The organism is Thalassotalea sp. SU-HH00458, from assembly GCF_040362795.1.
Classification (GTDB): domain Bacteria; phylum Pseudomonadota; class Gammaproteobacteria; order Enterobacterales; family Alteromonadaceae; genus Thalassotalea_H; species Thalassotalea_H castellviae.
Genome location: NZ_BAABWW010000013.1, coordinates 1 through 11,978 on the forward strand (window position 1 = coordinate 1; position 11,978 = coordinate 11,978).

An 11,978-nucleotide genomic window follows, 5' to 3' on the forward strand; every position below is an offset into this window, starting at 1 on the left:
TTACTAATGTTAAAAATTCATTCAAATATTCATTTTTAATTTACGACCTTAGGTCGTCAGTTCGCTCTCTTCATAGAAAGTGGCTCCCGAAACCAATTCTTACCAATGTTTAAATTCATTTAAATATTCATTATTAATTTATGACATAACGTCGTCAGTTCACTCTCTTCATAGAAAGTGGCTGCCAAAACCAACACTTTTTTAAGCGTTAAATTTTTAATAGTAATAACCCGTAAAAATAGTCGCTTTACTAAGTAAACATTGATCGCCACTCCAGCAAGTTATATCCTTGCCTTATTAATTCTCTGCTAATTAACTTTATTTAAATGAATCCTTTAAAAATAGATATATCAATGACTTTATTGATATCTGTTTGTTTCTTTTTTGTAATAAACAATGATGTGTACGCTCAAAACTTACGAGATGCCTGTTTATTAGAGGCAATAAAAAATGCAGAAGAAGAACTAACAACGACACAAATAAAAGAAAAATGTGATCGGTTAAAAGAAAGAAAAATTAAACCAGGCGCTATTTCTAATCGATTGATTTCAGAAAGGATCGCTGCGTTCGACCCCTATGTGATCACACCACATAAAATGAACTATATATTGCCGTTTTCTATGTCGAATAAGATCAATAAAAAAGCGTATGCTTACGATAATTTTGATAATTGGGAAGATAATCTAGAAGATTTTGAGGCAAAATTTCAACTCAGTATTAAAGTGCCACTCAATAAAAATGATATTTTTATTGAAGGTGATAGTTTGCACTTTGGTTTCACCCTACAATCGTGGTGGCAATTATACTCAAACAATATCTCTAAACCTTTTAGAGAAACCAATTATCAACCTGAAATGTTCTATGTTGCACCGTTAAATTGGCATCCTTTAGGCAGTAATACAGGTTTTTCAATCGGCGCTGAGCATCAATCTAATGGCCGCTCTCAACCATTATCACGAAGTTGGAATCGTGTGTATGTAAATTTTTTATTAGAGAAAGACAATTTCGCCCTATCTTTTAAACCTTGGATCAGGCTAAAAGAAAAAGAAAAAGAAACTGTGTTAGCTTCAGACGGTGATGATAACCCCGATATCAGTGAATATATGGGGCACTTTGAATTAGGGATTGCCCATAAGTGGTCAAAGTATGTTTTATCGTTTGAAGGACGCCATAATTTTGCTCACCATAAAGGTGGCATGGAGTTAAGTTTTACCTTTCCATTATGGGGTAAGTTAAGAGGCTATGCCCAATATACAGCAGGATATGGTGAAAGTTTAATTGATTATAATCATAGTCAACAACGATTTGGTTTAGGGATAGCCCTAACCAACCTTTTATAAACTATTTTCATAATTATATTTGAGAGAACAGATGTTAAAATTAGGTAGATATCAACATTTTAAAGGTAACTTTTATCAAGTTCTGCACGTAGCTAAACACAGTGAAACCGAAGAAGAACACGTTGTTTATCAACCTGAATATGGTGACAGAGAAATTTGGATCAGACCACTTTCAATGTTTGATGAAATCATTGAAAGAGAAGGTAAAACGTTCAAACGTTTTACCTTTGTTGAAGATTAACTCTTTACTATTTAGCCAATAGAAAAATGATTATGGTCCTGCCATGGAACTTGTTTACTTTTAACCTGAGATACTTTTGCAGACTTTGGCCCATGGTTTAACCATTGCAGCATTTTATCGACATTTTTCTCTTCACCACATAGTAATACTTCAACGTCCCCATCAGCTAAATTACGTGCATACCCACTGATATTGCATTCTATCGCCATTTGTTGACTGGATGCTCTAAAATAAACACCCTGCACTTTCCCACTGATATGAGCTAAATAACTTACATTCATCACTTCTTCTCTCTTATTTTTATGATAAATAAATCCATTAGATGATTGCGTCTGCGCAAAGCATTGACTAAACTCGGCGCAAATTAACCTTGTAATATTAAGTATAGGCAAATGTCAGCAAGAATTTATTTAAAAGTTTCACGAGAGAAATCTTTATTAAGAAAACATCCATGGGTTTTCTCTAAAGCTGTCAATAAAATTAAAGGTAATCCTATGCTTGGTGATAGCGTAGACATACTAGATAACAAGGGAAACTGGTTAGCTAAAGGGGCCTACTCTCCAGAATCACAAATAAGAATACGTGTTTGGAGTTTTGATGAAAATGAGGAAATTGATCGTGAATTTTTTCGTAAGAAAATATTAAATGCTCAACAACGACGCGAATGGTTCATCAACCAAGGACAATTAACCGGTTATCGCCTTATTGCGGGTGAATCAGATGGTTTACCTGGGATCACGATAGATAAATACAATGAATTTATTGTTTGTCAATTACTCAGCGCTGGTGCTGACTTTCATCGTTATACACTTGTTGATTGTCTAAAAGAACTCTACCCGTCTTGCCATATTTATGAACGATCTGATGTAGATGTTCGTAAAAAAGAAGGTTTAGAACCTGTTACTGGTTGGTTAACTGAGCCTCAAGATACTACCACGACAGTGATTCAAGAGCATGGCATTAATATTCATGTTGATATTGCGACTGGCCACAAAACCGGATTTTATTTAGATCAAAGGGATTCACGAGTTGCAGCGGGCCGATATGCCAAAGATAAAAGCGTATTAAATTGTTTTTCTTATACAGGTACTTTTTCACTGCATTGTGCAGCAAATGGTGCTAAAGAAGTGATCAATGTAGATGTTTCCCAGCCAGCATTAGATACTGCAGAGCATAACCTTCAATTAAATAATTTAACCGATAGGAATGTTTCGTTCATTAAAGAAGATGTCTTTAAATTACTTAGACGTTTTCGAACAGAAAAACGAACTTTCGATATGATAATTTTAGACCCGCCAAAATTCGTTGAGTCGAAAGCGCAGTTAACCGGGGCATGTCGTGGTTACAAAGATATTAATATGTTGGCAATGCAGCTGTTAAAGCCTAATGGGATATTATTAACTTTTTCATGCTCAGGCTTGATGGAAAGTAACTTATTTCAAAAAATTGTGGCAGATGCTGCATTAGATGCGAAACGTAATGCTTATATTGTTGAAAGGTTACACCAAGCGGGAGATCATCCTGTTTCTTCAAATTACCCTGAAGGATATTATTTAAAAGGCTTAGTTTGCCAAGTTGAATAGCATCGCTAAAACGCAAGGTGTTATGGAAGAAAATGGATGAACATTTCAAAAGTTAATTGAGTGCTTTAATCAATTTCTGCGATATTTATACCAATAAGGTAAGTATCTGTACTTTCTTCCGTAACCCTAACTACTTTACCTTGTACATCTAATGGTTGCACTGTGGCACTTGAAGATTCAATATTCACTCGAACATTTGTATTTAATTCTAACGGGTGAGACATTTCAATCGCCATGCCCGTTGCACTTAAATCTCGACATGTGGCAAATATAGTACTATTTGCTTCATCATCGATAATAGTTACTGATACATCGCTGTTTAACATCATACGATAAAAATCACGTTTATCATCATAATTGACCATAACTACTCCATTGGCTTATCGTTAACTTGCCTCTTTTATACGCATTGCGTTTAAGCATGTCAAATATCAGCTCGTTAAAAATATGGTGATGCTTACATTAATTTAACTATAATTTTTTAAATGATTTTTAATCCGTTTAACTGAAATTGGATAAGGGGTTTTTAAATTTTGAGCAAATAAAGACACTTTTAACTCTTCAATCATCCAATAAACTTGTTCAACTTCAGCCAGCATCACGAGATCATGTTTTACTTTTGCTTTGGTTTGTTGATATTCGCTTTCTATTTTTTGTACTTCTAGCATTTTTAAACGATCTTGGTTGGGATCAATCGGTAGTTTTTCTAAGCGACGTTGTATAGCTTTTAAATAGCGCTCAATATCTTCCATTCGTTGATAACCAGATTCAGTGATAAATCCTTTATATACAAGTTTGGTTAAATGTTGTTTCACATCGCCGTGTGATTGAATAACGTTTAAAGGGACATTACCTTTTAACTTTTTATTGATCCCATGTGACAACTGTAAAACGTTTTCTACTTTTATCGCTAAACTTAAGACGGTATCAGCAATTTCAGCCCTGACATGATCTAAGCAAGCTTTGAAATGTCGTTCATCCCTAGGCGGCGTTTTTTCTTGTCCGACCAAGAATTGGCATGACGCTAAAATACAATCATTTAACAAATCGTGAATAGAGCCAAAGGGATTAAAATACAGCCCCAATTTTGCTTTATTAGGGAGTTTCTGTTGTAAATATTTTATTGGTGAAGGTATATTTAACAGAATTAGTCGAGCTACCCCCGACAGCATCGCTTGTTCGGCTAATAATTCATGTTCAAATAATTCTATCGCAACAGTTTGTTTATGATCTACCAATGCAGGGTAAGCTTTAATGGTTAAATTACTGACTTTCTTTTGATAATGATTGGGTAAGTTTTCAAAGTCCCAATGTTTTATATCAGAACGTTCAATGCCTTTATCTGCTACTTTTTTTATCGATGCTTTAACCTTGCCTTGTAATTTTTCCTGTAACTCAGTTAAATTGCGGCCTTGTTCAACAACCTTTCCTTTTTCATTAAGGATCTTAAAGTTCATTTGTAAATGAAGCGGCAGAGTTAAACCTTGCCAACTTTCATCATCTAACCGAACACCTGTCATTCTAAGTAATTGTTTAGCAACCGCTTGTTGTAATGTACTATTATCTGGCACTATGGCGGCAAGACAAGCCTCAGCATAGTTTGGTGCAGGGACAAAATTACGTCTTAAGGCTTTTGGCAACCCTTTGATCAAAGCAATAATTAATTCATAGCGTAAGGCAGGAATTTGCCAATCAAACCCTTGATCTTGTACTTGATTCAAAATACCTAAAGGGATATTAACACTCACACCATCGTCGATGTCTCCGGGAGTAAAGTGATAACTAAGGGCAAAGGTTAAGTTTCCTTGTTGCCATACATCAGGATATTCAGCTTTGGTAATTTTTTCACTTTCTTCGTTTAATAAAAACTCACGGGTGAAATTAAGGAGCTTAGGTTGCGTGAGTTTCGTTTTTTTCCACCAAGCTAAAAAGCTTCGCTGGCAAATAATATCTTCGGGTAATTTATCGCTATAAAAACGATAAAGTTGTTCTTCATCGATCAGAAAATCTTTACGGCGCGCTTTTTGTTCTAACTTTTCAACTTCTTTTACTAGATCCAGGTTGCGTTGGTAAAATGATTCCCTAATATTTGCATCACCATTAACAAGTGCTTCACGGATGAAAATATCACGGCAAGTTTCTGGTTCAACGGTATTAAATTGTACTTTTCTTTTCGAGACAATAACCATGCCATACAAAGAAACTTGTTCAAAACCCATGACGGAGCCTTGCTTTTTCTCCCAATGAGGTTCGCTATAATTTCGTTTTAATAAATGGCTTGCCATTGGCTCGATCCATAATGGATCTATCTTGGCTACCATGCGGCCAAATAATCGACTTGTTTCAACCAGCTCAGCTGCCATCAACCATTTAGGGGGCTTTTTAGCAACGGCAGATCCAGGGAAGATAAAAAACTTTGAACCTCTTGCACCTTTAAATTCTCTATTTTCATCTTGTTGACCAATATGACTTAATAGACCACTTAAAATCGCTTGATGAATAATATCTTGCCCTTGGCTATTGTCTTCCTCTAACGTCACTGATGACATAGTCATATTAATATCTTTAAGCGCGAGCTTTAATTGACTATAGATATCTTGCCATTCGCGTATACGAACATAAGAAAGATATTCTTTTTGGCATAATTTTCTAAATTGGTTATTTGTTAATGCTTTTTGGTTTTCGGTAACATAGCTCCATAGATTTAAGAAACTTATAAAATCAGACTGTTTGTCTTTAAAACGGCTGTGTTTTTCATCAGATGCTTGCTGTTTTTCAAATGGACGCTCTCGTGGGTCTTGAATGCTTAACGCCGCGACAATGATAAAAATTTGTTCGATACAGCCCAATTCTATCGCGGTTAAAATCATTTTCGCTAAACGCGGATCTACGGGAAATTTGGCTAATAATCGTCCGCTTTTTGTAAGTCTATTGTTTTGATGTGATGGTAATTTATCTACCGCATTGAGTTCTTCGAGTAATCGAACACCATCGTTTATATTGCGACTATCTGGTGGCTGAACAAAAGGAAAGTTAGTAATGTCACCTAAATCTAGCGCTAACATTTGTAAAATGACGGTGGCTAAATTTGTGCGTAAAATTTCAGGATCGGTAAATTCAGGTCTGCTTAAATAATCATCTTGTGAATATAAACGTATACAAACCCCTTCTGAAACTCGACCACATCGCCCTGCACGTTGATTTGCGCTCGCTTGTGATATCGCTTCAATGGGAAGCCGTTGTACTTTAGTTCGATAACTATAACGGGAAATTCGAGCCGTTCCAGGATCAATTACATACTTTATCCCTGGTACCGTTAAACTAGTTTCGGCAACATTGGTGGCTAACACGATATTTCGACCGGAATGAGGTTGAAAAATACGGTTTTGTTCTTGAACGGTTAAACGAGAAAATAGCGGTAAAATGTGTGTATGACGTAAATTGGCTTTTTCAAGTGCAAAAGCCGTATCACGGATCTCTCGTTCACCATTTAAAAAAACTAATATGTCACCTTGTCCATAAGTAGAAAGTTCTTCAACAGCATGTAAGATACCGGTAATGACATCGACACCTTCATCGTGCTCGCTTTGGTCATTTTCTGTCATTTCATTTAGTGGTCGATATAACATTTCAACCGGAAAGGTTCTGCCAGACACTTCGATAATTGGTGCTTGTTTTTGCTCATTCATGGCAAAGTGTTTAGCAAAACGTTCAGGATCTATAGTCGCTGACGTGATAATAACTTTAAGATCAGGACGTTTCGGCAGTATTTGTTTTAAATACCCTAAAATAAAATCGATGTTTAAACTGCGTTCATGTGCTTCATCAATAATTAAAGTATCGTATTGCCTTAATAAACGGTCATTTTGCATCTCTGCAAGCAATATACCGTCGGTCATCAATTTGATATAACTCTTATCACTGACTTGATCGGTAAAACGAACTTTATAACCGACTATATCCCCTACTGTGCTATTGAGTTCTTCAGCCAACCTCGTCGCGACAGTACGCGCAGCTATTCGTCGGGGTTGTGTATGACCTATTAAGCCATCTACCCCTCTGCCTAATGCCAAACATATTTTAGGTATTTGTGTCGTTTTTCCTGAGCCAGTTTCCCCTGCAATAATAACAACTTGGTTGTCTTGAATTAATTGCGATATTTTTTCGACATTTTGAGAGACAGGTAATGTCTCGGGGTAATGTATATGTAGGGTTTGCTGAAGTTTCTTTTCTTTATGTAAGATTGATTGATTAATTTGCTCAGCAAGCTGGTGAATTTGACGTTGTTTATTGTCTTGCTGTTTAGGATTAGACGTTTTAAATTTTTTTAATTGATGAAGACGCTTTTTAAAACGCGACTTATCGGCAAGTCGCGTTTTATTTAATAATGCAAAAAGTGCATCAAGTGTAAGGCAAGTATCAGGGGAAACTTCAGAAGACAAAATAAACTCAAGAAAAACATATAAAAGCGTATTTTATCAATTCTGGTGTTTAATACCAATAATTAAATGATGACATTGCCTTAATAAAGGATGACTGATTATCTTAGGAAATAAATTTATTAACGGCGGCGAGTAATTGACGACAAGTTACCTGACCAACTAATTTCCCTTCTTCAATAACCGGACGACGACGATGTTTTTTCAATAACATGTCTTGTGCTATATCCACTATATCGTCATTGGGACTGGCCGTTAAGATATTGTCTTTGATCATATATTCACTCACCTTGCCGACGCCAATATTATTATAAGTGGCATTTAAAATAGCATTTAAGCAATCCATTTCAGATAAAATGCCGACAAAATTACCGGCATCGTCAACAATACATAAGCCTGATACTTTATTATCAATGATGGACTTCATCGCTTCGGATAAATGAACATTTTCATTTACTTTTGCGGGATTAGTTAACATGTAATCGCGAAGGTTGACTGATGTAAGCATCGCTGTATTCCTTATTTTTTTGTAAAAATTATTCAAAGGTTTATATAAATACTTTAGACGCATTTATTAAATAAATCATGTATCTATCAAAATAATTTTTCATTATTAATATTTATTAGTCTGCCTGTAAATTTTCTTATCACTTTAGGGTTTTACTTCGAGGAATAAGGAATGATTATTTTTAACCTGATATGAACTAATTTCTTGATAAGCTTTAGTAAAAGGTTTTCTTAAATGGCTTTTTAAATGGGGTTTAACTTCATGTGCTTTTTTCGATTTAAGTAAACAAAAAAGTGCTAACGCATACACAGTGTCTTGCTCAGATAAAGCCGCCTGTCTGTTTGCTCTAGGGTTATAACAAGAACCACAGCCACCTTTGAACTGATAGGCAGTATTGGTAAAAATAACACCAAAGCCCATCACACAAGATAATATATCAATCGCTTGAGGCAAAAAGTCTTTGCCACCCGGAGGTAGAATTTTTTGCTGCATGACTAATATGGTCGCTAATTGTTGAACGTAGGAAGCGATTAAATCTTGGGGTTGATTGATTTGACTTGGATTAAAAGTAAATTTAATGGTTTGATCTGAATTTTCAGCTAATTCAATTACTGATAACTTGCCACGTAAACCGTGTTCAATGTTTAAACGGGGAAAATCAATTGAATGAAGGTGTTGTGGTGCTACTAGCGTTAATGGCCAATTTTGCATGCCTGCGTATTGCACCGTATAAGTAAAAACCTGATGAGCCATTTCTTCAACGCTGCCAACGCGTCCAGGATAAAAAGCATTCGTCGGTAAAACTAATTCAGTTTCTGTGAGAAAAACTTCGCGATTAAAATATTTAATCGCCCATTCAAAAGTATCGAAAATCCAAAGGCGTGAATTGTCGTCGATAACTGGCTTAGCTGAAAATAAGTGTTTAAACATAAAAGTAATTGACGATATTAATTTTTAACCGGCGTTGATTTATTGGCAAGCTGTAGTTCTTGCCAAGCGGCTGTTTGATATAACGGAACCGTAGATAAAGAATGGTGGTGACTACCGCTTGATTCTTTTGTTGAATACGATAAATAAATTAACGTTTGATTTTCAACATCATAAATCCGCCTAATTTTTAAACTTTTGAAAAGGATACTTTTAGACTCTTTAAAAACGATCTCACCATTTTTTGATTTATCGATTGAGCTAATTTCTTGACCGGTAATTGCTCCAGTTTGCCGACAAGCTATACTCATATCAGACGGGTCAGCCAAATCTAAATTACCTTCAATATGACTGATATGACAGGTCACGCCATTGAGTTTAGGATCTTTAACGGCTTCAATTTTTACATCTTTTGTAGTAAACCAACCTAAACTAACATCGCCGACATTGTCTGAGCAGCCAGATAATAGCAATAGCACTGAAGAGATTAAAAATTTATTCATGATGAAATATTCCAACAAATGATGGGCCAATAGAAGACATACTCGCACGGTACATACCCTCACTATTGAACGGCATAGTAATGTTTCCTTTTGCGTCGATAGCAATTACCCCACCTGAGCCACCTGCTTCAACTAACACTTGATTAACGACAATATCAGCCGCTTTAGCTAGTGGGATCTTTTGGTACTGAACACGAGCGCAGATATCAGCCGCAACATGATATCGAATAAAATATTCACCATGACCCGTAGCAGAAACAGCACAACTGTCATTATTTGCATAAGTTCCAGCGCCAATGATTGGAGCATCACCAATTCTGCCAAATCGTTTTGCCGTCATACCACCTGTTGAGGTTCCTGCTGTAAGGTTCCCTGCTTTATCAAGTGCCACAGCACCAACAGTGCCAACCTTATATTGTATAGGTAATGATTGATGTGCAGCTTGGAAGTCTTTTAACTCTTGTTCTTTTTCGATTAATTTTTTCTTTGCTTTTAATAACGCTTTATAACGATGCTCAGTATTAAAATAACTATTATCCACTAGCGGTAAGCCTTTATTTTTTGCAAACTGCTCTGCACCTTCGCCACTTAGCATGACATGAACAGATTCTTCCATGATTTTTTCCGCTAACGCAATCGGACTTTTAACCGTTGTCACCCCTGATACGGCACCAGCATTAAGTGTTTTACCATTCATAATTGAGGCGTCTAACTCATGCTTGCCATCAAACGTATAGACCGCTCCTTTTCCAGCGTTAAAAAGAGGTGAAGCTTCCATAATTTGAATGGCCGCGATGATAGCTTGTTGGCTTGATTTTCCTTGGGCTAATAATTGGTATCCTGCTGAAACCGCTTCGTTTAATTTAGATTCATAGGCTTTGCGTAACGAAGGGGTCATTTTACTTTGCTGTATTGCCCCAGCTCCCCCGTGTATTGCGATAGCAAAAGGCGCTTCTTCAGCGTGTAATAAACTAACTTGTGATGAGAAAATAAAAGACAGACTGACTAGTACTATTTTGTTGATTTTTGTTTTTATCATAATTTTAATTCTGGATTATTTCGCATCAATACAATGTGCAAGAAATGTCAACGCAATGCAAGAGTAACTCTATTTCTTCTTTTAACATTTGTTGATTAAAACCTAGACTGTTGAATAATATTTGATACAGTGAACACTCTGGTCAAACCAGTTATGAATTATTGCAACGACAATTAAAGAGTCAAAATGAATTATATAAATATTGATTTTCAAGTTAACAATAACATTGCTTTTGTTACTTTATCGCGCCCTGAAAAACACAACGCTATTGATATGACGACGTTTAATGAATTAAATCATGTCATTAAACGTATCGATAAAGACACAAGTATCAGAGCCGTAATTGTTTCAGGTAAAGGAGAAGACTTTTGTTCTGGCATTGACGTGAAATCTTTATTTAAATCACCGCAGAAAGCGATAAGATTATTATTGAAGTGGTTACCTGGAAGTTCGAATAGCGCACAGAAAGTATCGACCGGCTGGCGTAAATTAGCCGTACCAGTCATTTTTGCTTTACATGGGCGATGTTGGGGAGCAGGAATGCAAATTGCTTTTGGTGGTGATTTTCGCATTGCCACCCCTGATGCTTCTATGTCAATTATGGAAGCAAAATGGGGATTAATACCTGATATGGGAGGCACATTAGCATTAAGGGAGTTAGTACGATTAGATATCGCCAAAGAATTAGCTATGACGGCTAAAATTATTTCTGGTGAAGAAGCATTAAATTTAGGATTATTAACAAAAGTGTCTCCTGATCCGCTACAAGCCGCGACTAAACTCGCTAACGATATTTCTCAATTTTCACCAGATTCCGTGTCAGCTTGTAAAAAACTCTATAACAAGAGTTGGTGGGGTTCTGCTAGATCGGCGCTTGCTCGGGAAACCTTATATCAAATTAAAGTACTTTTTGGCAAAAACTATAAAATAAAATCTTATAACCAGACACACGATAAAACCAAGCAAAAACCCTTTAAAGCAAGAATGAAGTGGTAACACTATAACTTAAACGCAACGAAAATATGCGATCACGGCTAAAACATGCCTTAACATTAAGTCATGTTTTATGTGAAAACTTAACAACAGTTATTTAAGTAACTCATGACCTTCAGGTAATTGTTTTGAGATCCAAATCGCAAGCTTATGCTTCATGTTTTGCAGATCTTCATTGTCAGTGGGCAGTGGATGAACCATTTTATCATTGACTAATAAACGATATAGACTTTCTACTTTATCTTTAGCGGCATTTGTCGCTGAGAAGCCTTTATAACCACGGTTGATGGCATACTTTTCGCCTATCTCAATGGCTTTTTTTAATAAGGCCGCTTCATTTTTCAATTTCTTCATAAAATTCCTTGATAATATTTATATTTTAACGCTTTTTAATGTCGTTTGATG

General features: G+C 35.9%; 12 protein-coding genes. 4 read left to right on the forward strand and 8 right to left on the reverse strand.

Annotation, left to right across the window (positions count from 1 at the left end):
- Positions 1–353: 353 nt before the first annotated feature.
- On the forward strand, positions 354–1,340 hold the full coding sequence (locus ABXH06_RS16610; RefSeq protein ID WP_353518928.1) for a phospholipase A: 987 nt from the start codon (positions 354–356) through the stop codon (positions 1,338–1,340).
- 31 nt (positions 1,341–1,371) lie between these two features.
- Positions 1,372–1,581 (forward strand): DUF1653 domain-containing protein, encoded by a 210-nt coding sequence (locus tag ABXH06_RS16615; protein WP_311584901.1) that lies wholly within the window; start codon positions 1,372–1,374, stop codon positions 1,579–1,581.
- An 11-nt stretch (positions 1,582–1,592) separates the two neighbouring features.
- Here ABXH06_RS16615 and ABXH06_RS16620 read toward each other — a convergent pair whose 3' ends face one another.
- The gene (locus tag ABXH06_RS16620; RefSeq protein ID WP_311584914.1) at positions 1,593–1,862 is read right to left on the reverse strand and encodes an acylphosphatase; all 270 of its coding nucleotides are present in this window, start codon (positions 1,860–1,862) and stop codon (positions 1,593–1,595) included.
- Positions 1,863–1,973: 111 nt separating this feature from the next.
- On the opposite strand from ABXH06_RS16620, the gene ABXH06_RS16625 reads away from it, so the two are divergent.
- Positions 1,974–3,164: a class I SAM-dependent methyltransferase gene (locus tag ABXH06_RS16625; RefSeq protein ID WP_311584898.1), complete on the forward strand. Its 1,191-nt coding sequence runs from the start codon at positions 1,974–1,976 to the stop codon at positions 3,162–3,164.
- Positions 3,165–3,229: 65 nt separating this feature from the next.
- On the opposite strand, the gene ABXH06_RS16630 is transcribed toward ABXH06_RS16625, so the two are convergent.
- From ABXH06_RS16630 to ABXH06_RS16655, 6 genes are all read right to left on the reverse strand, one after another.
- Positions 3,230–3,529, reverse strand: a complete 300-nt coding sequence (locus tag ABXH06_RS16630) for a PilZ domain-containing protein (RefSeq protein ID WP_311584895.1) — start codon at positions 3,527–3,529, stop codon at positions 3,230–3,232.
- Positions 3,530–3,631: 102 nt separating this feature from the next.
- A complete protein-coding gene (hrpA, locus tag ABXH06_RS16635) occupies positions 3,632–7,606 on the reverse strand; it encodes an ATP-dependent RNA helicase HrpA (RefSeq protein ID WP_353518929.1) in 3,975 nt (1,324 codons plus the stop codon).
- Between the two features lie 103 nt (positions 7,607–7,709).
- Complete coding sequence (locus ABXH06_RS16640) at positions 7,710–8,111, reverse strand: CBS domain-containing protein (RefSeq protein WP_311584892.1); 402 nt, start codon at positions 8,109–8,111, stop codon at positions 7,710–7,712.
- A gap of 144 nt (positions 8,112–8,255) precedes the next feature.
- A complete protein-coding gene (locus ABXH06_RS16645; protein WP_353518930.1) occupies positions 8,256–9,041 on the reverse strand; it encodes a hypothetical protein in 786 nt (261 codons plus the stop codon).
- A 17-nt stretch (positions 9,042–9,058) separates the two neighbouring features.
- Positions 9,059–9,541: a CreA family protein gene (locus ABXH06_RS16650; protein WP_353518931.1), complete on the reverse strand. Its 483-nt coding sequence runs from the start codon at positions 9,539–9,541 to the stop codon at positions 9,059–9,061.
- Positions 9,534–10,580, reverse strand: coding sequence for an isoaspartyl peptidase/L-asparaginase family protein (locus ABXH06_RS16655; protein WP_353518932.1), 1,047 nt, complete (start codon positions 10,578–10,580; stop codon positions 9,534–9,536). Before ABXH06_RS16655 ends, ABXH06_RS16650 begins: the two co-directional genes overlap by 8 nt.
- Before the next feature lie 186 nt (positions 10,581–10,766).
- On the opposite strand from ABXH06_RS16655, the gene ABXH06_RS16660 reads away from it, so the two are divergent.
- A complete protein-coding gene (locus ABXH06_RS16660) occupies positions 10,767–11,576 on the forward strand; it encodes a crotonase/enoyl-CoA hydratase family protein (protein WP_353518933.1) in 810 nt (269 codons plus the stop codon).
- A gap of 90 nt (positions 11,577–11,666) precedes the next feature.
- Here the strand turns inward: ABXH06_RS16660 and ABXH06_RS16665 are convergent, their stop codons facing one another.
- Positions 11,667–11,927: a DUF5062 family protein gene (locus ABXH06_RS16665; protein WP_353518934.1), complete on the reverse strand. Its 261-nt coding sequence runs from the start codon at positions 11,925–11,927 to the stop codon at positions 11,667–11,669.
- Positions 11,928–11,978: the final 51 nt, after the last annotated feature.